This window comes from Stenotrophomonas sp. SMYL86 (genome assembly GCF_036320025.1).
In the GTDB taxonomy this organism is placed as follows: Bacteria; Pseudomonadota; Gammaproteobacteria; order Xanthomonadales; family Xanthomonadaceae; genus Stenotrophomonas; species Stenotrophomonas maltophilia_A.
The window spans coordinates 43,557-67,207 of sequence record NZ_JAWIRU010000004.1 but is presented as its reverse complement, the minus strand read 5'-3'; the positions used below and the strand labels follow the sequence as shown (position 1 = coordinate 67,207).

The following is a 23,651-nucleotide window of genomic DNA, read 5'->3' as shown; positions in this document are numbered from 1 at the left end:
TTCACCGTATCACGGCGTTCTCGCCGTCAAGGGCGGCGCGTGCAAGCACGCTTGCGGCCCGTGGCCGTCCTTGACCCCTGACTGCTGCGCTGCGCCGTGCTGGCGACGGTTCCGGGCAATTCCGCCCGTGCAACCGGAGAACAGTCATGCACGACAAATCACACGTTTCCCTCGAACAGCACGTTTGCTTGGTCTGCGGCACAGCGTTCGATACCGGCGCCGTCCTGTTGGACAAGCGCCTGCGCGCGAGCATGGAGCGCCATACGGCAACCGGCTGGGGGCTTTGCCCCGAGCATCAGAAACTGTCCGACGACGGCTTTGTCGCGCTGGTCGAATGCGATCCGCAGCGCAGCGGCTCGCAGGCCGGTGGCCGCATGAAGCCCGAGCAGGCATATCGCACGGGCCGCCTGGCCCATCTGCGGCGCACGGTGTTCGCGCAGGTGTTCAACGTGCCGATCGCGGACGAGCAGGCTTGCGTGTTCGTTGAGCCTGGCGTGATCGACCAGTTGCAGTCGATGACGGCGCCGGCGGCGAACTGATCGCGCCGCGCTGCCTTCGGTGCGTCGTTCCTGCGGGGGCGGCGCACCTTTTTTTCTGCTGCGCCCGTTGCCGATACCTTCGCGCCTGGTGCGCTGCGCGCTTCGCTTGCCTCCAGGGGAAAGCCCTGCGGGCTATCCCCGCCGCGCGATGCTTGGCGCCCCTCGATGCCGCCGAACCGGCTGCGCCGGATCGGCCAGACCACAGTAGTCGCTGTCGAACCTGTTTCCCGATGACTGGCGCATGAGCTTGTGCATCGAGCCTTGAAGGCTGTGCGTCCCCGGCCAAGAAGCATGGCCGGTCGCGCTGTCGTGCGCGTGGCGCATCGAGCCGCCTGCGGCGTCTCGCCCCTGACGGGCTTCCATCGTTCCCTCGCTCCGCTCGGCTGACGCCTCCGGCCCGGCTTCCAGCTTCGGGCCTGCGCGCTTCGCTTGCCGTGCGGTCGGCGTGTGGGATGGCCGTTGCCTTGTCCAGCCGTCTCCCCTGACTTCATCACCTTGTCCGCGACTGTAGCCCGCGGCCGTGTGCCGTCAAGGCGCGCAGGGCCGTGTCCTCGGCTGCGCCTGCGGGCCGCACCAACCCTGCGCTTGCCTCCTTGACGGCCCCCGTCCGCGCGCTCCTGACCGTCGCGGGCGATGAACTCAGGAAAGACGGTGGCAACAGGGCCAACCGGGTTCCTCGTGCCGACCGCACCGAACAGCCGAAAGGCTGGGCTCCGAATCTAGGAATCCGGTGTGCGGTGTGAACAGCAAACCTCTTTTTGTCAGGAGAAAGACCATGCAACTCGCATCCCGTTTCGCTTCCCGTTCCCCGGCACTGCGCAGCGATTACCCGCTGTCCGACGACCAAATCCGCAGGGTGGCCCCGTCCATCTTCGCCGAGGCCCCGCACGAAAGCCGCTCCGAGCGGTACAGCTACATCCCCACCGCCACCGTGCTGCAGGAACTGCGCGGTGAAGGCTTCGAGCCTTTCATGGTGACGCAAACCCGCGTGCGCCACGACGACCGCCGCGACTACACCAAGCACATGATCCGGCTGCGCCACGCCAGCCAGATCAACGGGCGCGAGGCCAACGAAATCATCCTGCTGAACTCCCATGACGGCACCAGCAGCTATCAGATGCTGGCCGGGATGTTCCGCTTCGTTTGCAGCAATGGCCTTGTCTGCGGCGACACCGTGGCCGACGTGCGCGTGCCCCACAAGGGCGACGTAGCCGGGCACGTCATCGAAGGCGCTTACGAAGTCCTGCATGGCTTCGACCGGGCGCAGGAATCGCGCGATGCCATGCGCGCCATCACGCTGAACGCCGGGGAATCGGAAGTGTTCGCCCGCGCTGCGCTGGCGTTGAAGTACGACGAGGACAAGCCCGCGCCCATCACGGAATCGCAAATCCTGATGCCGCGCCGTGGCGACGACGACCGCCGCGACCTGTGGAGCGTGTTCAACCGCACGCAGGAGAACTTGACCAAAGGCGGCCTGTCCGCCCGCGCCGCGAATGGCCGCCGCCAGACCACCCGGCCCGTGCAGGGCATCGACCAAAGCGTGCGCCTGAATCGCGCCCTGTGGCTGCTGGCCGATGGCCTGCGCCAGTTGAAAGCCTGAATCCCCACGCGGCAGGGGCAGGCAGCAGCCCTTGCCGCTTCTCTCGCTGCTGCATCCCTGAACCGATAGGAGTTATCACCATGAACGCCGTACTCAAAACCGAAGCCGTCGCCATCGAAGCCGCCGCGCCGCTGGAAGTGGCCGACCCGACCAAGAACCTGATCTTGGTTCCCCTCTCGCAATTGTTGCCGCGCCGTTCCAAGCGCAACGTGCGGACGACCCCGCGCCAGTCCATCCCCGAACTGGCCGCGAGCATTGCCCGCATCGGCCTGCTGCAAAACCTGATCGTCATCCTGTCCGCCGATGGCGAGCAATACGAAGTCGTCGCAGGCGACCGCCGCCTGACCGCCTTGAAGCTGCTGGCGAAGAAGAAGCGCATCCCCGCCGACTACGAAGTGCCGTGCCTGCTGGTGGCCGATGCTTCCGCCCGCACCGTCAGCCTCGCGGAGAACGTCCAGCGCGAGGCCATGCACCCCGCCGACCAGTTCGCGGCCTTCGCCGCGCTGGTCAAGGAAGGTCGCCCGGTGGAAGACATTGCCGCCGACTTCGGCGTGACCCCGCTGGTGGTGCAGCGCCGCTTGAAGCTGGCGAACGTCTCGCCGCGCCTGATGACCGACTATCGCGCCGGCGGCGTGACGCTGGAACAGTTGATGGCCTTGACCATCACCGACGACCACGCCGCGCAGGAAGCCGCGTTCTATGGTGCGCCGGAATGGCAGCGCAGCCCGTCCAAGCTGCGCGAGCGCCTGACCGAGCGCGAAATCGACGCCACGCACGCGCTGGTGCGCTTCGTCGGGCTGGACGCCTACACGGCGGCGGGCGGCGGCATCCGCCGCGACCTGTTCGCGGAAGGCGATGCCGGAACCTACCTGACCGACGCAGCGCTGCTGGAAACGCTGGTGCGCGGCAAGCTGGATGCGCTGGCCGGGAACGTGCGCGCCGAGGGTTGGGCGTGGGTGGAAGCCGTGCCGCACATGAGCTACGCCGAGCGGCAGGCATTCCAGAACGCGCCGCGCCAGCGCCGCGAACCGACCGCCCGCGAAGCCCGCCGCATTGCCTCGCTGCAAAGCCGCCTCGACAAGATCGACGCCGAACTGGAAGAAGCCTACGACGCCGAGGACGAGGACAAGACCGAAGCGCTGGAACCGCGCCGTGAACAGGTCGCCGGGGAACTGCAAGCCGTAGAGGAAGCCTTGCAGGGCTACGCCCCGGACGTGCGCGCCGTGGCCGGTGCCATCGTCACGCTCGACCGTGAGGGAGAAGCCGTGATTCATCGCGGGCTGCTGCGCGAAGCCGAAGCCAAGGCGCTGCGCACGCTGGAGCGCTTGCGGCAGGGTTTCGGCAGCGCAGAAGGCGAAGCCGGGAACGACGACGAAGGCGAGGACGCCGAGCAGCCCAAGGCCGCGAGCCTGTCCGACCGGCTGGCGCAGCGGTTGAGCGCCCACCGCACCGCCGCGCTGCAAATCGAAGTCGCCCGGCATCCGCACGTCGCGCTCGCCGCGCTGGTGCATGGCATGGTGCAGACCGTCTTGCAGGACAGCCACTACGGCCACGACCTGCCGCTGGGCGTGCGCCTCACGGCGCAAGACCGGCTGGAAGGCATGGCCCCGGACTGGCCGGAATCGCCTGCCGCCGTGGCGCTGCGCGAACTGCAACAGGTAGCCGGCGAAGCCTTGCCGGAGGACAGCGCCGAACTGTTCGCCGCGCTGCTGGCGAAGTCGCAAGACGAACTGGTGCGGCTGCTGGCCGTGTGCGTGGCTTCCACGGTGGACGTGGTGACGCCCCGTGCCACGCCGCACCAGCCCGGCGAGGAACTGGCGCAGGCCGTGGGCCTCGACATGGCCGCATGGTGGAAGCCGACCGCAGAAGGCTACTTCAAGCACGTTTCCAAGGCTGTGATTCTGGATGCCGTGGGCGCGTTTGCACCGGAATCCGTCACCCGGCTGGCGAAACTCAAGAAGGCCGACATTGCCAGCGAGGCCGAGCGGCTGGCCGATGGCACGGGCTGGATGCCCGCTATCTTCAAGGCCGCAAGCCCGCAGGATGCCGCGCAGGAGGAAAGCTCGGAGCAGGAAGCCCCGGAGGATGCCGAAGCAATGGCGGATGAACCCGCCGAGGCGCTGGCCGCTTGACCCGCGCTGAAGGCAAGCGCCCCGGCCTCGACCGGGGCGCTTCGCTTTGTGTGGTGGCGCACCGAGACGAAGGAATAACCGCGATCAGCACCGCGCCCTGGGCGCGGTGGACGCGAAATCCGGGTGCGACAGTGGCCGCGCCCGGTGTTCAAGGCCCAATAGCCGAATTAAAACGCCGCCGCCTTCGCGCTGGCTCAGGCGGCGGCGTTGAAGGCATCGCTGTAGTGCGCGATGCCTTCCGGCACTGTCCCATGCAGGGCCAGCGCCATGAAATAGCCGGGCAGCACGCCCGGCAGTTGCAAGCCCGCATGGGCCTGGAAGCCAAAGCGCGTGTAGTACGTTGGATCGCCCAGCAGCACGCAGCCTGCGGCCTGCATAGCCCGCAGTTCAGACAGCGCCTGTTCCATCAGGCGCGAACCGATGCCTTGCCCCTGCCTTGGCGGCAGGACGGAGATCGGCCCCAACCCATACCAGCCCTCGGTCTTTCGCCCGTGCTCATGGGTGATCGTTACTGGCGACAGCGCGACGTGACCGACGACGCGCCCATGTTCTTCGGCCACGATGGAAAGCGTCAGTTCGTTGGCGGCACGCAAGGCGCGCACGATGAATTGCTCGGTGTGGCTGGTGTGTGGTGCATCAGCGAACGCGGCGATGGTCACGGCCTCGATGGCGGCAATGTCGTCCGGGGTTTCGTGTCGGAGCTGGAGGGTCATGGGCTTGTCTTCGATTGCTTCCTGAAAATATAGAACAGCCTGGGCGTGTCGGCGCACTGCGCCGCCGGGCTTTCGGGCTGCGCCCCGTGCCGCCTTTGCCGTCACGGCCATTCGGCTTCAATCCCTCACGCCTTCGCGCCTGCGGCGCTGCGCGCTTCGCTTGCCTCCAGGGGAAAGTCCTGCGGGCTATCCCCGCCGCGCGATGCTTGGCGCCCCTCGATGACGCCGAACCGGCTGCGCCGGATCGGCCCGGCCAGCGCCCCGCCGCGATGGGCGGGGCGCTGGCGAACACGCTGGCGCTCGCTGCGGCAGGTTGTGCAGGTGCGTGCCGTCCTCAACGCTGGCGGTTCCTGCCCATCACGTCACGAAGGACGGTTCACGGACAACCCGCCCGGCATCGCTATGGAGCTTCCACGCCACGCCTCAAGAGCGGCGCCGCAAGGTGCGGCGGGGGCGTTCTCGCCTGTCGTCGGGTGGTTGACCTGGCCCGCGTCAGTGGGCGAGCCGGAGAAGCCTTCGTGCGGGGATGCCGAGCCGGCCCCATCTCCTTTCGGAGCGGTCCGGCCCAAGGCGTCCTTGTCTCGTTGTGAATCCTGGCGGTGGCGCGGCTGCGCCTCGGGCTTCATGGCTGCAACCGTCCGGCGAAAACAATTTCCCCTGCGCTGCGCGCATTCCTCGCGGGCCAAATTCTTTTCGCCTCCCGGCTCTCCACTGCGTTGCGACCGCAAGCGGTGCAGCCAGCCCGTCCCCCGCCGGCCGGATCACAACAAGGACGCGATGGGCGCGAACCTTGTTCAACCGAAAGGAGAAAACATCATGGCCAACATCGGCACCTTCACCACCGACAAAGACGGCTTCACCGGCACGCTTCGCACCCTGACGCTCAACGTCAAGGTCAAGCTGGTTCCCAACGACAAGGGCAGCAGCGAGAACGCCCCCGATTTCCGCCTCCAGGCCGCCAGCCACGACATCGGCGCGGCGTGGAAGAAGACCAGCGAGGCTGGGCGCGAGTACCTGTCCGTGACCCTCGATGACCCTTCGTTCCCGGCAGCGGTCTATGCCCGCCTGATCGAAGGTGAGGACGGCACGCACGACCTGATCTGGTCGCGCAGCAAGCCCCAGGCGGCGTGACCGCCGCAGCGCCCCGCCCATCGCGGCGGGGCGCTGTGCTGCTAATAGCAGCACATCACCGCATCACGCGCGCGGCTCCGCCGCGTCGCGTTCGCTCAACACCGCCTCCAGCTCTTGGCGCACCTGCGCCAGCAGCTCGTCGGCCTTGCGCGGGCTGTCGCCCGCGTAGGCCAGCGTCAGCAGCGTGAGCGGATGGATCTCCATCACCTCGCACAGCTCGGCCAGCTTGTTCAAGGTGGGGCTTTTCAGGTCGCGTTCGAGGGTACTCATATAGGTGCGGCTGGACACGTCAGAGAAGGCTTCCTGGCTCAAGCCACGCGCCTTTCTGACTGTCTTCAACGCCTTCGCCAATGAGTTCCCAGCCGCCACCTATGGTTTCCTCTCAAAAACCAAGATGACATCCCATTGCGCCCTATAGGGCTACAATCTATAGTGTTCATTTGGTGCTCTCCGTTTTTGTGCCTCTACGGAAATCCGTATCGGCGGATTCCGGCAAAGCCATAGAACCGCATCCGTGCTTGCGCACGAAGGCGCAAATCCGGTTTCGTGGTTCTGCGCTTCGACGTGAAACCGCATTCGTGCATCATTGGATTTGTGGGATTGCCGACCATGCCCCAGCCATTCGCCACCGCCCCGGAGCGCGCGCAATTGCTCGCCAACGGCGAGGCCCGCGCCGCTGGCCGGGCCATCGACCCGGTGCCCGTGGTGCGGCTGTTCACCCCGGACGCGCACGTGACCTGGCTGCTGGCCGCACTCGATCCGGCCGATGGCGACACGGCCTGGGGCCTCATCGACCTGGGGATCGGGATGCCGGCACAGGGCACCGTCAAGCTGTCCGAGCTGGCCGGCATCGTTGGGCCGCGCCAGCAGCCCGTGATGCGCGACCTCTATTTCCGTCCCACGCGCACGCTGTCGGAGTACACCCGCGCGGCCGAGCGTGACGGCGCCATCCCGGACTGAACACAGCCTACTGTGACTTTTTCAGTCTGATGTCATGCCGGGCAGGTCTCAATCGGCATTCTTGCAGCGTAGCCCCACCAGTCTGATCCAAATAGACATGATGGCTGGCGCGGGCTGCGGCAGGCTGGCCTGTGCAGCACTCCAACTCGGGGCGCTGCCGCCGCAGCATTGAGACGAATACCGCAACGCATCGGAGCCAATCGGTCTTGACAACCCGATCCATCTTTTTGACCCATAACCTTTTGACGATGGCGATGTAGCGCGTAGTTCTTCCGTGGTGGCGAGTCCTGTTCGCAGGAGGAGGCGTCATGGTCGATCACAGCGCCGAGCCTTGGTATCCGACTGCCGCGTATCTGTACGTGCTGCATCTGGACGGCCTTGCGCTTGCCTGGGAATACCTGCGCCGGCATCCCGACTACCGGCTCGACTGGCTGCGCCGTCATCGTCGGCCACAAGCAGCCCAGCAGGCGGCGCATCACTGGGGCTTGCGCCTGCTGGAAGACCCGGCCCTGGATGCGCGCGACGCGCATCCGGCCTGGCTGCCCGGCCATGCCGCCGTGGTGCAGCTCTACCCAGATGCCGATCCGCCGCTGGACGCGGCGACGTTCGCGTTCTGGCGTATCCCCGGCCACAAGCAACTGCTGCATGACGGCAAAGGGCTGGCGCTGATCGCGCGCAGCCCAGGCCACTGCCTGCGCTTCGCGCTCGCGGCCGGCCTGGAGGACGGCATGGCTGTCGCCTATGCCTATCGCGGCGGCGCTGCCGCGCCTGCACGCGGACAGGTGCCCGGCGCCGCTCTGGCCGATGCCAAACCCAGGCCAACACCTACCGCGCTGCTGGAACTGCACAGCTTGCAGGCGCTCGACGCGACCCTGGCGGGCGCGTCCTTGCGTGAAGTCGCGGAAGGACTGTTCGGCGTGGATGCCGCAGCCGATTGGTACAGCGATGGCGGGCTGCGCTCCAAGGTGCGCCGCCTGGTGCGTCGCGGCGATGCGCTGATGCGCGGCGGCTACCGCCACCTAGCACAGCTTCCGCCGCTTGAGAAGGGTCGTTTTGAAGACCAAGAAAAACGACCCTGAGCAGGAGAGCTTCGTTTTCTGAGACTGCCTCCATCCCGGTTGCGCTGGTGCAGCCGGCGTTTTCAACCGATGGAGGTTCACACCATGCGTCCCGCTCCCTTGCGGCCTGCCGCCACTGTCTCGACCGCTGCTGCGCAGCCCCAACGCTATCTCACCAACGACGAAGCCGCCGAGTACCTGCGCCTGTCGCCGCGCACGCTGGAAAAGCAGCGCGTGATCGGCGGCGGCCCGCGCTTTCGCAAGTTCGGCCGTCGCGTCATGTACGCCGTGGCCGACCTCGATGCCTGGGCTGCCGACCGCAGTTTCGAGACGACTTCCGATCCCGAATACGCCGAGCACCACTCGGCCGACAGCCGTGCGCGCTGATCGGCGGCGCGCGGCAGGCCATCGCCATGTCCAGCACTGCGCTGCCGTCCCGGCAGCGGCCGTTGCAGGAGCGCGAACAGCTCGACCTGTTCCGCGCCTTGCCCGGCGACATGGCGCCGCGCGACAGCCAGGACTTGATGGCCTATCCGTTCTTCTCGCTCGCCAAGTCCAAGCGGGTCAAGCCCATCGACTTCCGTGCGGGCAACGTGACGATCCGCGTGGAGGGAACAGCCGAGCACGGCATCGCCACGATTTGGGATGCGGACGTGCTGATATGGGCGGCCTCGCAGATCGTGGAAGCGAAGGACGCGGGCCTGCGGCCGTCGCGGCTGATGCGCGCCACGCCTTACGAGATCCTGCGCTACATCGGGCGCGGCAAGTCGCTGCGCGACTACCAGCGCCTCAAGGCCGCGCTGGATCGCCTGCAATCGACCACGGTGGCCACGTCCATCCGCGAGACGACAGGCCGGCGCCTGCATCGCTTCTCATGGATCAACGAATGGAAGGAACTGGCCGATGCCAGCGGCACGCCGCTGGGCATCGAGCTGATCCTGCCGGACTGGTTCTATGCGGGCGTACTCGACGCCGCCCTGGTGCTGACCATCGACCCGGCGTACTTCCGGCTCACTGGCGGCATCGAGCGGTGGCTGTACCGCCTGGTGCGCAAGCACGGTGGCAAGCAGGCATACGGCTGGCAGTTCGACTTTCGCTACCTGCACCAGAAATCCGGCAGCACCGCCAAGCCCTACGACTTCGCCTGCGACCTGCGCGCGCTGGTCGCGCGGCAGTCGCTGCCCGGCTACATCCTGGGCATCGAGCGGATGCCGGACAACGGCATGGAGTTGCTGACCTTTCGACCCGTGCCGCAGACGGCACGGGGATAACTCCGGGAAAACTTGTGAATGGTGTCGTGCTATCAGGCGTGCGGGGTATCGTGCTATCAGGCGTGAGACTATCGTGCTATCAGGCGTGCCGATCGGCCGCAAACCCGCGCCAGCATTGGGTTTCGCGTCCCTCTAACTTCCCTAACTTAAATTCTCTAACTTTTAGTAGGGAAACGCTGCTGCGGTGGACAACCACCACGCGGCCACAAGCGCAGCAGCAACAGCCCGGCTTTCCAACACGGAGGGCCGCGCCATGATCGTCGCTCTGCTCAACCAGAAAGGCGGCGTGGGCAAGACCACGCTCGCCACGCACATCGCCGGCGAGCTTGCGATGCGCGGCCAGCACGTCGTCCTGCTGGACGCCGACCCGCAGGGTTCATCGCTGGACTGGACGCAGCGCAGAAGCCAGCAGGGTTTGCCAAGGTTGTTCAGCGCCGTGGGCCTGGCACGCGAAACGCTGCATCAGGAAGCACCAGAACTCGCCAGGCGGGCCGATCACGTCGTCATCGACGGCCCGCCACGCATCGCGGCACTGGCGCGCTCCGCGCTGCTGGCGGCCGAGCGCGTGCTGATCCCCGTGCAACCCAGCCCCTACGACCTGTGGGCCAGCGCCGAGATGGTGGCGCTGATCCGCGAAGCGCAGGTGTTTCGGCCTGCGCTGCGTGCGGCCTTCATCATCAATCGGCGCATCAGTACCACCGTCATCGGGCGCGAAGCGCGCCAGGCGCTGGCCGACCAACCGCTTCCTGCGCTGCGCTCTGAAGTGCATCAACGCATCGTGTTCGCCGACAGCGTGGCCGCTGGCCGGCTTGCACGCGAGACGGCGCCGGACAGCGCCGCCGCGCGTGAAATCACCGCCTTGGTGGACGAACTGCTGCGGTGGCCGACATGACAGCGAAGCCACCGATACGCGCAAAGCGCGTCGGCATCGGCGCGCGTCCGCCCGCGAATCCGCACGCCGAGGCGTGGATTCGCCAAGGCGACGCCGATGCGCTGGGCAAGGGCGACCTCTACACCGCCCGCCTGACCCTCGACATCACGCCCGCGCTGCGCGCGCGCATCAAGGTGTCGGCCTTCACGCAGGGCGTGACCGTGGCCGATCTGCTGCGCGGCCTGCTGGAGCGTGAGTTTCCAGAGCACCGCAGGGAGAACACCCCATGACCGCATCCGCTTCGCCTGCCGCTGGCGCGGCCACGGCTGCGCTCGCAGCACCTTCCGGCCATCCTGCCAGCGCGCCGCTGACGCGCGTGGCGCTGGCCTACATCGAACCACGCTTCAAGCTCTACCTGCGCTTCGGCGAACCTGCGCGCACGCACCAGCTCAACCGCTGGCGGCGCTGCGCCGTGTTCCTGCCGGGTGCCATGTTGTGCCGCATCCGGTGGGAGGCCAACGACTACGGCACGATCCGCTGGCAGCTCATGGTGATGCAGGCTTGCACGCCGCTCGACGCGGCGCAGCGCATCCCCGGCGTGCAGCCGGGCGCACGCCTGCTGCTGCACGCCGAAGGCGAAAACGCGGTGCGTGCCGTGCTGAAACGCATCGACGGCATCGACGCACAGAGCATCGCCGCCATCGACGTGTCGCCCGCGTATTGGCGCACGCTCGCCAACCGGCTCGCGGCGCGCCTGCCGCTGCCCGAATACACCGCAGAACGGCACGCCGCCTGGCTGGCCGGGAGGACATTCCCATGACCGCGATTTCCACGACCGGCCCCGCGCCGCATCCTCGCTCGCGCCTGCGCGCTCGCATCGTGCTGGCGGGCTTCACCGCCGCCGGCCTCGCTGCTTTGGCCTGGGCGGCGTTCGTGCAGCCGCTGCCGCGCCTGATCTACAACCCGTCCGACAGCGTGGCGGTCGGCTGGTATCGCGTGCAGCCGCTCGACCATCGGGCGGCCTCGCTGCCACGTCCTTTGTCCGTGGACAGCATCGTCCTGACCCGATTGCCTGCCGACGCTGCCGCGCTCGCTGCGCAGCGCGGCTACCTGCCGGCCCGCGTGCCGTTGCTCAAACGTGTAGGCGCGGTCGCGCCGCAACACGTTTGCATCGTCGCCGGGCAGGTACGCATCGACGGCGTGCCGGTGGCCGCCGCGCTGCCTGCCGACCGGCTGGGCCGGCCGCTGCCATCCTTGCTGCTTTGCCGCCGCCTCGAACCGGGCGAGCTGTTCCTGTTGAGCGTGACGAATCCGGCCTCGTTCGACAGCCGCTATTTCGGCCCGGTCAGCGCGTCCGCCGTGATCGGCGTCGCGCATCCGGTGTGGATGGAGACACGCCCATGATGGCCGCCGATTCGCTGCACGTCGCCGTGCCTCTCATCGTGCCATCGGGCATGTCGTTCCGGCTGCTGCCGCCGTGTCGTCGCGCGTGCAGCGCGGGCGCATTCGCACCGCACTTCGCGCTGCCTTCGGCGCAGCCGTCCAACGTGCAGGCGTCTTGCCTCGAACGCGCCCGGCCTGCGGCCGTGCCCGCGTTCGCCGGCGCGCTGGCTGCTCGCGCAGCAGCGCCGCGGGGCCGCCGCTGCCCGGAGCGTCAGCGAGGGGCAAAGGCGGAAGGCAAGACAAAAGGGTGCGGCACCTATCGGCCCGCAAAGCCAGTCTGCACATGGGGGTGGCGCGGCACGCAACGGCTTCGCCGCCGTGCCGCTTGCGACGCGATGCCCGCAACGATGTTGGCATGTCCGCGTGCTTCGCACGACCGGACACGCCGTAGCTTTCCGGGGAGACAACCATGAGCGACCGCCGCGACGATGACTTCCGCATCCGTCCCAGCGCCCCGAAGAACCGGGGTCAGGGCTTCGTTTCCAAGGTGCTCAAACAGGCGGGCAAGGCCAGTAGCGGCAAGTCCTCGGTGCGCCGTCCTGGGGGAGCTGGCAAGGGCGCAGGAACCGGGCATCGGCCCGGCTCGCGCCTGGGCCGCGGCCACACGGCGGCGCGCTTCGCCGGGGCGAAGCTGACGCCAATGTCGCGGCGCGTGACCACCAAGACGCTGCTGGTCAACCAGCGCCAGGCCAGCCCGCAGTCGCTTGCCAAGCACCTGCGCTACATCGAGCGCGATGGCGTGGGCCGCGATGGCGAGCCGGGCCGGGCCTACGGGCCGCAGACCGATGCCGCCGACCTCGACACCTTCAATGAACGCTGCGCCGACGACCGGCACCATTTCCGCTTCATCCTCTCGCCGGAGGACGGCGCCGAGTTGGAAGACCTGCGCACCTACACGCGGCACCTCATGGGCCGCATGGAGGCCGATCTGGGCACGGGCCTCGATTGGGTGGCCGTCAACCACTGGAACACCGACAACCCGCACACGCACATCGTCGTGCGCGGGCGCGATGACACCGGCAAAGACCTCATCATCGCGGGCGACTACATCGCCCACGGTTTCCGCCATCGTGCCGCCGAGTTGGCGACCGAATGGCTGGGGCCGCGCACCGAGTTGGAGATCCAGCAGACCTTGGGGCGCGAGGTGGAACAGGCGCGGTGGACAAGCCTGGATCGCACCTTGCAGCGCGAATCCGGCGAGGATGGCCGGGTGCAGATCGAACGCTTCAGGGAGCCGAACTTGCAACGCCAACGCCTGCTGCTGATCGGCCGCCTGCAACGCTTGCAGCGTCTGGGCCTGGCCGACGAGACGCAGCCCGGCACCTGGGCCATTCATGCCGATGCGGAAAAGACCCTGCGTGCCCTGGGCGAGCGTGGCGACATTATCCGCACGATGCAGCGAGCCATGAGCGGGCAGCCGCGCGAGCTGGCAGTGTTCGAGCCGGGCGACGATGGCAGAACCATCCTTGGCCGCGTGGCCGCGAAGGGGCTGGCCGACGAACTGCACGACCGGGGCTATCTGGTCATCGACGGCACGGACGGCAAGGCCCACTACGTCGCGCTGAATGTCCGCGACGAGCTGGCGAACTATCCCACAGGCGCGGTGGTGGAAGTGAAGGGTTCGGCCGACGTGCGTGCAGCCGACAAAAACATCGCCGCGCTGGCGAGCGATGGCCTGTACCGCGCCGATCACCACCTGGCAATCGAACAGGGCCGTGCCAAGGACGGGCGCGACCCGCAGGAAGTTGTCGCGGCGCATGTCCGGCGGCTGGAAGCCCTGCGCCGGACCGGCATCGTGGAGCGCGTCGCCGAAGGGCTATGGAAGGTGCCGGACGACCTGGCCGAGCGTGGCCGCCAGTACGACGCGCAGCGCCTGGGCGGCGTGGCCGTGGAGCTGAAATCTCACCTGCCCATCGAGCGGCAGGCCCGCGTGATCGGGGCCACCTGGCTCGACCAACAGTTGATCGGCGGTGGCTCGGGCCTGGGCGACCTGGGCTTTGGCGGCGACGCCAAGCAGGCCATACAGCAGCGTGCCGACTTCCTCGAAGAACAGGGGCTGGCCCAACGACGCGGCCAGCGCGTCATCCTCGCCCGCGACCTGCTGGGCACGCTGCGCAACCGAGAACTGGCGCAGGCCGCCAAGGACATAGCAGCGGAAACTGGCCTGGAGCATCGCCCGGTAGCCGACGGGCAGCGTGTGGCTGGCATCTACCGGCGCTCCATCATGTTCGCCAGCGGGCGCTTCGCCATGTTGGACGACGGCTTAGGTTTCACGCTCGTGCCTTGGAAGCCCGTCATCGAACAGCGACTGGGCCAATCCCTGGCTGCCACAGTCCGCGGCGGGCATGTCTCCTGGGAACTCGGTCGCCAGCGCGGCCCATCTGTAGGCTAAAGACTGAATTTGTCATGTGTGCCGTGGCTCGTGATGCTTCACTTGTGGTCGCAGACTCATGCGAGCGCCCTCCATCCGGCCAGGCACCGCCCCAGGAGGGGATTTTTCGGTTGCCGCTTGATACCTTGATGAACAAGGTATATAGTTACGCTCATGGTTAAATCGACGACTTCCCTCAAGACCGTAGAGCGCACACCGGTGGACTATACCGACCGGTTGTATTGGAGCGGCATCATCAAGATGAGCCTGTCCAAGTTCTTCATCCTGAGCGTGCTGCAAAAGCGGCCCATGCACGGCTATGAGATCGCACGTGAAGTGGAGTGCTCGACCCAAGGTTGTTGCGCACCCACCGAAGGCACTATCTACCCGGTGTTGCGCGAGTTCGAGCAGGGCGGCTATGTCACCGCGCATACCGAAACGGTTGCGGGCCGTGGACGCAAGGTCTACACGTTGACCGACAGGGGCCGCGAAGCCTTCACGGTGGCGGTAGATGCTTGGATGGAGGTGGCTGCGTACATCACCCGTCAGTAATGGCGGTTTTTTTTGAATACAAACATTGATCATCTATGCATTGAACAGGAATATATGATGAACCTGAACACACTCACCGAAACCCTGCAGTTCTTCGCCATGACCAGCGCCGAGTTGATCGCGCTGTTCTTCGTCGTCAGTTTCATGGTGGCGATGATGCAGGAGTATGTACCAGCCAGCACGGTGCAACGCTTACTGACCGGGCGAGGCCTGCGTGGCAACATCGTCGGTGCCGGGCTGGGGGCAGTCACGCCGTTTTGCTCCTGCTCGACTATTCCGGTCACGGTCGGCTTGCTCAACGCCGGTGCGCCATTTGGCGCCACCATGTCCTTTCTAGTTTCCTCGCCCATCCTCAACCCGGTGATCCTGGGCTTACTGGTTACGTTGTTCGGCTGGAAGTTCACCGTCTTCTATGGCGCGGCATCCTTTGTGCTGGCGGTGGCAGTGGGCGCGGTCTGGCAACTCTTTGGCCTGGAGCGCGACGTAAAGAAGGTGCGTGTGGTCGGCGAGAGCGAAATTGCAGGGCCGACCGACTTCAAATCGCGCCTGCGCCGAGCTGGCAGCGCGGCCTTTGCTTTGTTCAAGACTTCCTTGCCCTACCTGCTGATCGGCGCGGGCATTGGCGCGCTGATTTATGGCGTGGTACCCGGTGAGTGGATCGCCACTATGGCAGGTGCCGACAATCCGTTCGCGATTCCCGTGGCTGCCGCTATCGGTGTGCCGTTATACATCCGCGCTGAAACCCTGATTCCGATTGGCATGGCCTTGCAGTCCCAAGGCATGAGCATCGGCGCGGTAGCGGCGCTGATCATCGCTGGCGCAGGTGCCAGCATTCCCGAAGTCACGCTGCTCAACACGATCTTCCGGCCCCGACTGGTGGCAGTGTTCGTGCTGACCATCTTCACGGTTGCCATCAGCGTGGGTTACGTCGCCAATCTGCTGTTCATTTGAAGGAGAAAGACCATGTCCGAGAAAAAAGGCTTTATAGCGCGTTTGTTTGACAAGCAGGAGGACTCGGCTTGCTGCGCGGTGCGCATCGAAGAAGTGCCCAAGACGGAAGTGACCCAAATGCCCGTCGCCAAGAAGTCCGCATGTTGCGCGGTGCGCATTGAGGAGGTCAAGGACGATGATGCCACTCAGCCGCCACCTGCCACCCGGTAGCCCAATCGACCTATCAAGGCGGAAACCACGCTGGTGCTGGAAACGGTGAGCCTACAACACGACATGCACCGCGCGTAGATCGAGCCTTGAGCCAGGGTGATCAACAACAGCTTGACAGCCGCTCGTCCGGCATCGCCATTCCTGGTGACGCGCGCCAGCCGCGAACTGCCGCTGATTGCCGACGTGCGCGGCCAGCATGCCCATCGCTTCGCCATGATTCCGTTGCAGGCGCAGGAGCCTGTCGGCATCGACTTGTTGGGCCGCATGGCTGCCCACTGACCTTAAACCCTTCAACTCAAAGGAAGACAGTCCATGAACAATCAAGCTCCAAGCCTGGAACGGCGGATCGAGGAAGTTCAGCACTACTACGGGGACACCTTGACGGATAAGCAAGATTTGGCGACCAATGTCTGCACAGCGGACGAGCCGCCGTCAGACGCCATCAAAGCCATCCTGACGCAAATACACGACGATGTGCAGATGCGCTTCTACGGTTGTGGTGCGCCCTTCCCCCCGCTGCTGGAGGGCGCAACCGTGCTGGACCTGGGCTGCGGCGGCGGACGCGACTGCTTCGTGCTGTCTAGCCTGGTGGGCGAGCGAGGCAAGGTCATCGGTGTGGACGCCACAGCCGAACAGATCGCTTTCGCGCAGAGCTATGTGGAGCACCACCGCAAGGTCTTCGGCCACACCGAAAGCAACGTCCGCTTTCTGCAAGGCAATATCGAAGCCTTGGATCAGCTCGACCTGCTGCCGGAGAGCATAGATGTCATCGTTTCCAATTGCGTGATCAACCTGTCGATGACCAAGGCCGATGTGTTGGCAGGCATGGCCAAACTGCTCAAGCCTGGCGGCGAAATCTACTTCGCCGATATCTTCTCAGATCGCAGGCTAGCCCCTGAGTTGAAAGACGATCCGCTTATCGTCGGCGAGTGCATCGGTGATGCGCTGTATTTCGAGGACTTCGTGCGCTTGGCACAGGCTGCCGGCTTCCTTGATGTGCGAGTTACCGCCAAGAGCCTGAAAACCATCGCCAATCCCGCCATCGAAGCAAAGCTCGGGGGCGCCAAGTTGTACTCGATCACCTTGCGCCTGTTCAAGATGGATTTGGAAGACCGTTGCGAGGATTACGGGCAGGTTGCCATCTACAAAGGCAACCTGCCGGAAGCCCCCGACCGATTCGTGCTGGACAACGGCCATGCTTTCGATACCGGTCGGGCGGTACCGGTATGTCGCAATACGGCCGACATGATCAGCAAGAGTCGTTATCGCATCTTGTTCGATGTGATTGGCGACGGCCGCCGACACTATGGCCTTTTCCAGTGTGGTACGCCGCTGATCGAGTCAGTGCCAACGCTGGCCGATGTGGGCGTTTGCGGCCCCGCTGGGTGCGGATGCTAGGAACCCCCATTTTGCGGGCAACACGAAGTGAGATCAGGACGACCGATCATGCCTTCCTGATCTCGGCGTTTTCAAGCGAAAGAGGATAGGAATGCTGCGTAAAAGGGGCGCTGCATTGAACAAGAACGGGTAGTCCACGGAGGAGTTCGTATGCTTCCTACACAGTGGAAATATTTTCTGTCCGAATTGATTGGGGTTTTCGCGCTGATTTTTATCGGGGCAGGCGCAGCGATACTGAGCAAGCAAGGTGACGCGGTCAGTTATCTCGGCGTTGCGCTTGCATTTGGGGTCAGCGTAACCTGCATCATTGGCGGTATTTCGACGTCAAGCGGCGCCCACCTTAACCCCGTGGTGACACTTTCGCTCTGCGCTACTGGTAGGTGTTCGTATAGATGCCTGCTCTATTACACCATCGCGCAAATCATTGGCGCCTGTCTGGCGTCGGCCGCTTTGTTCGCCCTCTTCGGGCAACGGATCGAAGCGGGCACCACCCGAATCGGCACCGGCGTCAGCCTGGCGAACGGTTTCACGGTGGAGATAATTCTGACTTTTTTCCTGGTTTTGACCGTGCTGCGAACAACCAGTGCACTGATCATTGGTTCGGTGGTGTTCTTGGGCGCACTGGTCGGTGGATACATCACAGGCGCAGGCATGAATCCGGCGCGAAGTTTTGGGCCTGCGCTATTCAGCCATCACTGGGAAAACCACTGGATCTATTGGTTGGCACCGTTATCCGGGGCGCTGCTCGCTGTCTTGGTTTTCGTCTTGATGGACAAACCCGCCACGCTGCCGAAATGCAGCGATGCAGAATCGAAGAAATCGTGAGCGGCCATGCAACTACGACATCTGCGTTACTTCATTGCAGTCGCTGAAGAACTCCACTTCGCCCGCGCGGCCGAGAGACTGCATATCGAGCAGTCACCGCTGTCGCGCACTATCAAGGAGTTGGAGGAAGACTTGGGCGAACAGTTGTTTGTCCGAACCAGCCGCAGCACGCGCCTGACGCGGGCTGGCAAGCTGTTTTTGGAGCATGTTCCGCGCGTGTTCGCTGCCTTGCAGCAGGCCCGCGACAGCGTGAAGGCTGCGGCCAATGGCTTCCACGGCCAGTTGCGTATTGCCCTGTCCGATGGCATCACGCCGCCGCGCCTACCGACCTTGCTCGCACTTTGCCGGCAGGAGGAACCAGAAGTCGATATCCGGCTGTTTCAGGTGCCCTTGTCGCAGCAAATCAAGGGGCTGCAAGACGACTTGTACGACGTGGGCTTCGCGCAATCGGATGAAGTAGGCGAAGGTATCGCCGCCGAAGCCGTGTGGAATGACCCGCTGATGGTGGCGGTGCCAGCACGCCATCATTTGCTCAAGCACCGACGCATCCCGCTGGACGAAGTGCTGCACTTTCCGCTGGTTCTCTGCGACCCGCAAGCATGTGAGGGCTACGCGCGACAGGTTGAACGTGTGCTGCGCCGCTCTGACCGGGAGCCTCTGATCGTCGAACGTGTTGCCTCATTCGACTTGATGATGGTGGTCGTATCGGCCGGCTTCGCCCTGGGGCTGGCTGGTGCTCCGCATATCGTGTCCAACCGGGAACCTGGCGTTGTGGCCCGGCCCTTGGCGGGCCGCTCGCCAATGCTGACAACCTACTTGTTGCGACGCGAAGACGAGCGTTCGGAAGTGTTGTCCCGATTCATCGAACGGGTGCAGGCGATCGACTTGCCCGAAGGTGTGAGGCCCGTGCCGCCACCTCAGTCCGAATCACAGGAGGAATTCGAGCTATGAAGCGAATAACACCTATGCTTGTGGTAGCCGTGCTAACGGCCTGCGGCCCGTCGGAGACACCCAAGCAGGCCAACGTACCGACCGTGGAGGAACTGGCTGCCGACCCGGCACGGTTGAAGGAACTACGCCAGCAATGCAAAACCGACCGCGCGACGCTTGGCGACGTGTTGTGCAACCGTGTGGCCGAAGCTACGCGCAAGCGGTTCTATGGCGACGGCAAGACACCCTACACGCCATTGGAAACGCCACCGAAGTTCTGATCGCAGTCTTTCGCAAAAAATCCTGTCTTCTTTGCCAACACGCCGCAGCGCGCTCGCGCCTGCGGTGTTTTTACTGGTTTCTTTGCAGCCTGAAACAATGCTTTTTGCATCATCTTGCTTCCGATAACGGTCTTTGACCGGCACTGACCCGGCACCGATTCTCACGCTATGCGGCACGTCCTTGTGCCGCTCTTGAACGAGGAATAGCGCAGGAATCGGAGGTCAGTCATGCAAGCTCAGGGCGTGCTGTTCGGGCAGATCGCCGCCGTCTTCGGCATCGTGATCGCCGGCGTATGGGGTGCAACGCAATGGACAGCAGCCGCCCTGGGCTATCAACTACGCCTTGGCTCGCCCTGGTTTGATTTCTTCGGCACGCCGGTCTATCACCCCTGGCGGCTGTTCGAGTGGTGGTTTTTCTTCGATGCCTACGCGCCGCATGTCTTCGATATTGGCGGGGCCATCGCGGGCGGTAGCGGCTTGGTGGCGGTGGTGGTCGCCATCGCCATGTCGGTGTGGCGCTCCCGGCAATCGCGCCTTGTCACCACATACGGCTCGGCACGCTGGGCCGAAGCGGATGACGTTCGCAAGGCCGGGCTGACGCAACCGGTTGGCGTGTTCCTGGGCAAGTACCGCAACGAGTACCTGCGCCACGAAGGCCCGGAACACGTCCTGACCTTCGCGCCCACGCGCTCGGGCAAAGGCGTCGGCCTGGTGGTGCCCACGCTGCTTTCGTGGCCCGCATCCGCCGTCATTCACGACATTAAAGGCGAGAACTGGCAGATCACCGCCGGCTGGCGCTCGCGTTTCTCACATTGCCTGCTGTTCAACCCGACCGATGCAAAGTCGGCAGCCTACAACCCGCTGCTGGAAGTACGGCGCGGCGCGCATGAAGTGCGCGACGTGCAGAACATCGCGGACATTCTCGTTGACCCCGAAGGGGCGCTGGAGAAGCGCAACCACTGGGAGAAGACCAGCCACGCGCTGCTGGTCGGAGCCATTCTGCATGTGCTCTATGCGGGCGAGGACAAGACGCTGCGCGGCGTTGCCAACTTCCTCTCCGACCCAGCCAGCCCGTTCGAGCTGACCTTGCACCAGATGATGACGACGAAGCACCTGGCCGATGCACCGCACCCGGTTGTCGCGTCCGCTGCCCGCGAAGTGCTGAACAAGTCGGACAACGAGCGTTCGGGCGTGTTGAGCACCGCCATGTCGTTCCTCGGCCTGTACCGCGACCCCACGGTGGCCGAAGTCACCTCGCGCTGCGACTGGCGCATCGCCGACCTGATCGCATCCGAGCATCCCGTCTCGCTGTATCTGGTAGTGCCGCCCTCGGACATTTCCCGCACCAAACCGCTCATTCGCCTGATCCTCAACCAGATCGGGCGACGGCTTACCGAGTCGCTCGACGGCAGCGACGGCATCGAGCGCCGCCACAAGCTGCTGCTGATGCTCGACGAGTTCCCGGCGCTGGGCCGCCTGGACTTCTTCGAGACGGCGCTTGCCTTCATGGCTGGCTACGGCATTCGCAGCTTCCTCATCGCGCAGAGCCTGAATCAGATCGACAAAGCCTACGGCCAGAACCATTCAATTCTGGACAACTGCCATGTCCGCGTGACGTTTGCGACCAACGACGAACGCACGGCCAAACGGATCTCCGAAACGCTGGGCACCGCCACCGAACTGCGCGCGCAGCGCAACTATGCCGGCCACCGGCTCGCGCCGTGGCTCGGGCATCTGATGGTGTCGCGGCAGGAAACGGCCCGCCCGCTGCTGACACCGGGCGAAGTCATGCAGCTTCCGACCGACGAATCAGTGGTCATGGTGTCCAGCGTGGCACCGATCAAGGCGAAGAAGCTGCGCTATTACGCTGACGCGAATTTCAAGAGCCGCGTATTGCCGCCGCCCGCGCTTGCGGCCGGGCAGTACGCCGATGTGCCACCGGCCCGGCCTGACGACTGGAGCGGCCTGGCGATCCCCTCTGTCCCCGCAGTGGCCACCAGTGCCGTCGCCGAAGGCTTGGGCTGCACCGCCGACGACGGCGGCCCGCGCCGCCAGCCGGAGCTATCCGAAGTCACCGAATACAGCCCCGAACCGCAGCCCGCCGGAAACGACCTGGCGCTGCTCGATGACGACGACGACCTGCCGCTTCCCGGCCAGCTCGACCCGGCCATGCAGCGCACGGCCCGGCTGGCTTCCCTCGACCCCAACGACGGAATCGACCTATGAGCCACTACCGCCTCAACCTGTTCATCCAGCCCGAGCACGCCAAGCGCCTCGAAGAACTGGCCGCCAAGAAAGGCGTGTCCAAGTCGTCCATCGTCGCGGCGGCGCTCGCATCGTGGCTGTCGCCCGATGCTGGCGACCAGCGCGAGGCAGCCATCGCCAAGCGGCTCGATCGCCTGTCGCGGCAGGCCGAGCGCCTGGAGCGCGACCAGAACATCCAGATCGAAACGCTGGCGCTGTTCATCCGCTACTTCCTGACTGTCAGCACGCCGGTTCCCGAAGCCCATCAGGACGCGGCCCGCGCCCAGGGCAAAGCGCGTTTCGAGCAATTCGTGGAGCAGCTTGGCCGCCACCTGCTGCGTGGCCGCAGCTTGGTGCGTGACGTAGTGGAGGAACTGCACCCCGACCCGATACGGATGGACGACGCGGCGGCGGCCGCGCAAGCGCGGGAGCGTGCGTCATGAGCGCCCGCATTTCCACTGAAGGGCAGTCCATGACCGCCACATCGCTCGACCGGCGTATCCAGATGCTGCGCACGGCGATGGGGCCGCTGATCGCCGTCGCGCTCGAAGACCCGGACGTGGTGGAGGTGATGCTGAATCCTGATCGCACCCTTTGGGTGGATCGGCTTTCCAGTGGGCGCGCGCCGATGGGCGTGGAACTGCCCGAGGCGGACGGCGAGCGAATCATCCGCCTGGTCGCGGCCCACGTCGGCGCAGAAGTCCATCGCGGCCAGCCGCTGCTGTCCGCCGAGTTGCCCGAAACGGGCGAACGCTTCGAGGGCATCTTGCCGCCGGCAGCGCCGGGGCCGGCCTTTGCGCTGCGCAAGCGTGCCATCGGCGTGATCCCGTTGGAGCGGTACGTCATTGACGGGATGATGACCAGCGCGCAGGCGGGCTTTCTCGTTCGCGCCGTGCGCGAGCGGCAGAACGTGCTGATCGCCGGCGCCACCAGCAGCGGCAAGACCACGCTCGCCAATGCTTTGCTCGCCGAAATCGCCGCCACCGGCGACCGCGTGCTGGTGCTCGAAGACACGGTGGAACTGCAATGCGCGGCCCGCGACCACGTTCCGCTGCGCACGCGCGCAGGCGTGGTGTCCATGACCGAGCTGGTGCGCTCGTCCATGCGCCTGCGGCCTGATCGCGTAGTCGTCGGCGAGGTGCGCGGCGCCGAGGCGCTGGATCTCATCAAGGTGTGGGGCACGGGACACCCCGGCGGCATCGCCACGATCCACGCAGGTTCCGCGCTGGGCGCGCTGCTGCGCCTGGAGCAACTGATTCTCGAAGTGGCCGTGAACCCGCCGCGTGCGCTGATCGCCGAGGCGGTCAACGTGGTGATCCACATCGCCGGGCGTGGGCGCAAACGCCGCATCGAGAGCATTGCCCGCGTCGTCGGCTTCGACGGCGTGGGCTACCGATTGGCGAATTGGGAGGCGGACGCGCTGGACACGCTGTTTCCCGAGTTGTCGCCAAACCCCGATGCCGCATCCGCTGCGGCGACTTCCCCAACCCCTGACTCACTTGGAGAACTGCCATGACGCAGATGACTTTTCCTGCTTTCCGTTTTTCTGCAAATCCGGCATTGCGTCTTGCGCGGCTGCGCTGCCTGGCCCGCCCTGCGGGGCAAGGGCTGCTGCTGGCCGCGCTGCTGTTGTTCCTGACCGGAACCGCGCAGGCCGCCGGTTCCTCGATGCCGTGGGAAGGCCCCTTGCAGTCGATCTTGGAGTCGATTCAAGGGCCGGTGGCGCGCATCGTCGCAGTCATCATCATCATTGCCACAGGCCTCGCGCTAGCGTTCGGCGACACGTCGGGCGGATTCCGCAAGCTGATCCAGATCGTCTTTGGCCTGTCCATCGCGTTCGCCGCGTCCTCGTTCTTCCTGTCGTTCTTCAGCTTCTCGGGCGGGGCCGTCGTATGAGTGCCCCGGATACCTTCGCGGCCGGCTTCGAGGTGCCGCTGCATCGCTCGCTCACCGAGCCGATCCTGCTGGGCGGCGCACCGCGAACGGTCGCCATTGCGAACGGCACGCTCGCCGCCGCTGTCGGGCTGGGCCTGCAACTGTGGATTCCCGGTGTCGTGCTCTGGATCGTCGGCCATTCGCTGGCGGTGTGGGGTGCGCGCGTCGATCCGCAGTTCATGGCCGTGTTCGCGCGGCACATCAAGCACAAGCCGCTGCTGGACGTGTGAGGTGAT

The 23,651-nt window shown here is 65.4% G+C and carries 28 protein-coding genes; 26 read left to right on the top strand and 2 right to left on the bottom strand.

The features are described from left to right. Window positions 1-146 precede the first annotated feature (146 nt). The 3 genes from V3B64_RS06480 (at window position 147) to V3B64_RS06470 (ending at window position 4,271) form a co-directional block, all read left to right on the top strand. Entirely contained in the window at window positions 147-539 is a 393-nt protein-coding gene (locus V3B64_RS06480; RefSeq protein ID WP_003296366.1) for a hypothetical protein, read from the top strand. A 775-nt stretch (window positions 540-1,314) separates the two neighbouring features. Further along, window positions 1,315-2,139 (top strand): DUF932 domain-containing protein, encoded by an 825-nt coding sequence (locus V3B64_RS06475; protein WP_073665915.1) that lies wholly within the window; start codon window positions 1,315-1,317, stop codon window positions 2,137-2,139. 80 nt (window positions 2,140-2,219) lie between these two features. After that, window positions 2,220-4,271, top strand: a complete 2,052-nt coding sequence (locus V3B64_RS06470) for a ParB/RepB/Spo0J family partition protein (RefSeq protein ID WP_073665914.1) — start codon at window positions 2,220-2,222, stop codon at window positions 4,269-4,271. A 194-nt stretch (window positions 4,272-4,465) separates the two neighbouring features. Here V3B64_RS06470 and V3B64_RS06465 read toward each other — a convergent pair whose 3' ends face one another. Then, window positions 4,466-4,984 (bottom strand): N-acetyltransferase, encoded by a 519-nt coding sequence (locus V3B64_RS06465; RefSeq protein ID WP_073665913.1) that lies wholly within the window; start codon window positions 4,982-4,984, stop codon window positions 4,466-4,468. Between the two features lie 816 nt (window positions 4,985-5,800). Between V3B64_RS06465 and V3B64_RS06460 the strand changes: the two genes are divergently transcribed. Further along, window positions 5,801-6,115 carry a DUF736 domain-containing protein gene (locus V3B64_RS06460; protein ID WP_021249531.1) on the top strand — a complete coding sequence of 105 codons (315 nt, stop codon included), beginning with the start codon at window positions 5,801-5,803 and terminating at the stop codon, window positions 6,113-6,115. Window positions 6,116-6,178: 63 nt separating this feature from the next. Here the strand turns inward: V3B64_RS06460 and V3B64_RS06455 are convergent, their stop codons facing one another. Continuing rightward, window positions 6,179-6,484, bottom strand: a complete 306-nt coding sequence (locus tag V3B64_RS06455; RefSeq protein ID WP_023127565.1) for a helix-turn-helix transcriptional regulator — start codon at window positions 6,482-6,484, stop codon at window positions 6,179-6,181. Window positions 6,485-6,724: 240 nt separating this feature from the next. On the opposite strand from V3B64_RS06455, the gene V3B64_RS06450 reads away from it, so the two are divergent. The 22 genes from V3B64_RS06450 to V3B64_RS06345 all read left to right on the top strand — a co-directional run bounded on the left by V3B64_RS06450 (window position 6,725) and on the right by V3B64_RS06345 (window position 23,645). After that, a complete protein-coding gene (locus V3B64_RS06450; protein WP_031346926.1) occupies window positions 6,725-7,075 on the top strand; it encodes a DUF2958 domain-containing protein in 351 nt (116 codons plus the stop codon). A gap of 308 nt (window positions 7,076-7,383) precedes the next feature. Continuing rightward, a complete protein-coding gene (locus V3B64_RS06445; protein WP_021249534.1) occupies window positions 7,384-8,154 on the top strand; it encodes a DUF2285 domain-containing protein in 771 nt (256 codons plus the stop codon). A gap of 84 nt (window positions 8,155-8,238) precedes the next feature. Beyond that, the gene (locus V3B64_RS06440; protein ID WP_003107109.1) at window positions 8,239-8,520 is read left to right on the top strand and encodes a helix-turn-helix domain-containing protein; all 282 of its coding nucleotides are present in this window, start codon (window positions 8,239-8,241) and stop codon (window positions 8,518-8,520) included. A 26-nt stretch (window positions 8,521-8,546) separates the two neighbouring features. Continuing rightward, window positions 8,547-9,404: a replication initiator protein A gene (locus V3B64_RS06435; RefSeq protein WP_073665912.1), complete on the top strand. Its 858-nt coding sequence runs from the start codon at window positions 8,547-8,549 to the stop codon at window positions 9,402-9,404. Window positions 9,405-9,657: 253 nt separating this feature from the next. Next, a complete protein-coding gene (gene parA / locus V3B64_RS06430) occupies window positions 9,658-10,296 on the top strand; it encodes a ParA family partition ATPase (RefSeq protein ID WP_073665910.1) in 639 nt (212 codons plus the stop codon). Next, entirely contained in the window at window positions 10,293-10,565 is a 273-nt protein-coding gene (locus V3B64_RS06425) for a hypothetical protein (protein ID WP_003107114.1), read from the top strand. The genes parA and V3B64_RS06425 overlap by 4 nt, the downstream gene beginning before the upstream one ends. Continuing rightward, on the top strand, window positions 10,562-11,095 hold the full coding sequence (locus V3B64_RS06420) for a DUF2840 domain-containing protein (RefSeq protein WP_073665909.1): 534 nt from the start codon (window positions 10,562-10,564) through the stop codon (window positions 11,093-11,095). The genes V3B64_RS06425 and V3B64_RS06420 overlap by 4 nt, the downstream gene beginning before the upstream one ends. After that, a complete protein-coding gene (locus V3B64_RS06415) occupies window positions 11,092-11,679 on the top strand; it encodes a S26 family signal peptidase (protein WP_073665908.1) in 588 nt (195 codons plus the stop codon). The genes V3B64_RS06420 and V3B64_RS06415 overlap by 4 nt, the downstream gene beginning before the upstream one ends. A 448-nt stretch (window positions 11,680-12,127) precedes the next feature. After that, a complete protein-coding gene (locus tag V3B64_RS06410; RefSeq protein WP_073665907.1) occupies window positions 12,128-14,110 on the top strand; it encodes a relaxase/mobilization nuclease and DUF3363 domain-containing protein in 1,983 nt (660 codons plus the stop codon). A gap of 198 nt (window positions 14,111-14,308) precedes the next feature. Continuing rightward, window positions 14,309-14,641, top strand: coding sequence for a helix-turn-helix transcriptional regulator (locus V3B64_RS06405; protein ID WP_196643640.1), 333 nt, complete (start codon window positions 14,309-14,311; stop codon window positions 14,639-14,641). A 57-nt stretch (window positions 14,642-14,698) separates the two neighbouring features. Continuing rightward, window positions 14,699-15,592: a permease gene (locus V3B64_RS06400; protein WP_069955515.1), complete on the top strand. Its 894-nt coding sequence runs from the start codon at window positions 14,699-14,701 to the stop codon at window positions 15,590-15,592. A 12-nt stretch (window positions 15,593-15,604) separates the two neighbouring features. Further along, entirely contained in the window at window positions 15,605-15,802 is a 198-nt protein-coding gene (locus tag V3B64_RS06395) for a hypothetical protein (RefSeq protein WP_033946866.1), read from the top strand. Between the two features lie 96 nt (window positions 15,803-15,898). After that, window positions 15,899-16,081 (top strand): hypothetical protein, encoded by a 183-nt coding sequence (locus V3B64_RS06390; protein WP_033946867.1) that lies wholly within the window; start codon window positions 15,899-15,901, stop codon window positions 16,079-16,081. A 33-nt stretch (window positions 16,082-16,114) separates the two neighbouring features. Continuing rightward, complete coding sequence (locus tag V3B64_RS06385; protein ID WP_033946869.1) at window positions 16,115-17,200, top strand: methyltransferase domain-containing protein; 1,086 nt, start codon at window positions 16,115-16,117, stop codon at window positions 17,198-17,200. Between the two features lie 150 nt (window positions 17,201-17,350). Further along, window positions 17,351-18,025 carry an aquaporin gene (locus tag V3B64_RS06380; protein WP_033946870.1) on the top strand — a complete coding sequence of 225 codons (675 nt, stop codon included), beginning with the start codon at window positions 17,351-17,353 and terminating at the stop codon, window positions 18,023-18,025. Window positions 18,026-18,031: 6 nt separating this feature from the next. Next, window positions 18,032-18,976 (top strand): LysR substrate-binding domain-containing protein, encoded by a 945-nt coding sequence (locus tag V3B64_RS06375; RefSeq protein WP_033946871.1) that lies wholly within the window; start codon window positions 18,032-18,034, stop codon window positions 18,974-18,976. Then, entirely contained in the window at window positions 18,973-19,236 is a 264-nt protein-coding gene (locus V3B64_RS06370; RefSeq protein ID WP_033946873.1) for an EexN family lipoprotein, read from the top strand. The genes V3B64_RS06375 and V3B64_RS06370 overlap by 4 nt, the downstream gene beginning before the upstream one ends. Before the next feature lie 228 nt (window positions 19,237-19,464). Continuing rightward, entirely contained in the window at window positions 19,465-21,462 is a 1,998-nt protein-coding gene (locus V3B64_RS06365; RefSeq protein ID WP_033946874.1) for a conjugal transfer protein TraG, read from the top strand. Next, window positions 21,459-21,923 (top strand): ribbon-helix-helix protein, CopG family, encoded by a 465-nt coding sequence (locus V3B64_RS06360; protein ID WP_073665906.1) that lies wholly within the window; start codon window positions 21,459-21,461, stop codon window positions 21,921-21,923. The genes V3B64_RS06365 and V3B64_RS06360 overlap by 4 nt, the downstream gene beginning before the upstream one ends. Window positions 21,924-21,931: 8 nt before the next feature. Continuing rightward, window positions 21,932-22,996, top strand: a complete 1,065-nt coding sequence (trbB, locus tag V3B64_RS06355; protein WP_073665917.1) for a P-type conjugative transfer ATPase TrbB — start codon at window positions 21,932-21,934, stop codon at window positions 22,994-22,996. Then, complete coding sequence (locus tag V3B64_RS06350; RefSeq protein WP_003291753.1) at window positions 22,993-23,376, top strand: TrbC/VirB2 family protein; 384 nt, start codon at window positions 22,993-22,995, stop codon at window positions 23,374-23,376. The genes trbB and V3B64_RS06350 overlap by 4 nt, the downstream gene beginning before the upstream one ends. Beyond that, a complete protein-coding gene (locus V3B64_RS06345; RefSeq protein WP_043108268.1) occupies window positions 23,373-23,645 on the top strand; it encodes a VirB3 family type IV secretion system protein in 273 nt (90 codons plus the stop codon). The genes V3B64_RS06350 and V3B64_RS06345 overlap by 4 nt, the downstream gene beginning before the upstream one ends. The last annotated feature ends 6 nt before the right edge of the window (window positions 23,646-23,651 follow it).